At 57.1% G+C, this 771-nt stretch carries 2 pseudogenes; one reads left to right on the top strand and one right to left on the bottom strand.

The features are described from left to right. Positions 1-249 (bottom strand): annotated as a pseudogene (locus tag CU102_RS28345) (DUF4105 domain-containing protein); the annotation flags it as partial. A gap of 346 nt (positions 250-595) precedes the next feature. On the opposite strand from CU102_RS28345, the pseudogene CU102_RS28350 reads away from it, so the two are divergent. After that, positions 596-771, top strand: a pseudogene (locus CU102_RS28350) (LssY C-terminal domain-containing protein); the annotation flags it as partial.

Below are 771 nucleotides of genomic sequence, written 5' to 3' on the forward strand. Positions count from 1 at the left end.
TATTGTGTTCCACCAGATCAGTATTGCCCCAAAGACCGCGAGAAAAACGGCAACCGCCGGGATACGCATCCGGGTGAACAGCGCGACGATTGTCGCGAGACCAAGCAGAACGAGGAAGCCGCCCGCCCCGCCTCTCGCGAACTCCGGCAGCGGCAGTCGATACCACAGGGCAAGCACCGCCCAGGCCGTCACAAGTGCGATGACGAACGATACAGCGATTGCGACAAGAATTTGCGCGATAACACGCAATCAACCCTCCCTGCTGGCCACTACACAGCGCGTGCGAGACCACGCCGACGCAGTGCCTCCAAATGTGTGTCAGGAGCTGACAAAGCATGACAATACTCGAACTAACTGCGGCTGGGAATGCGCTCTGCTGCCAATCTCCGGACAGGGCAAAAGGGCATTGAGTGCCTGATGCCGCGGGAATCCAGATCGAAAAAGGATGGCGCATCCTCCGCAACAGATTCTTCCATCACAACACCAATTGGAATGTTACAATACCGTTGTCCGATGGCGCACTCCTCCGCGGGGACATTCTCGCCTCGACGTCCGCGTGTGTTTCTTCGTGGTTATTGAGAGGGGCTAGATGCCGATGCGCCGTCGCACGAAAATCCGCATGGCGGTGAAGGGGTTGATTGCCCTGCTGATCACGTATCTGCTTGTTGCCTATTTCGTCGCTCCCGAGATTTGGATCTTTCGCGATGCTGGACGTGCTGACTTCGGCAAAATGGTCACGACCACCGAGCAGGATATTCCCGGCGATCCAAT

The organism is Phyllobacterium brassicacearum, assembly GCF_003010955.1.
Classification (GTDB): Bacteria; Pseudomonadota; Alphaproteobacteria; order Rhizobiales; family Rhizobiaceae; genus Phyllobacterium; species Phyllobacterium brassicacearum.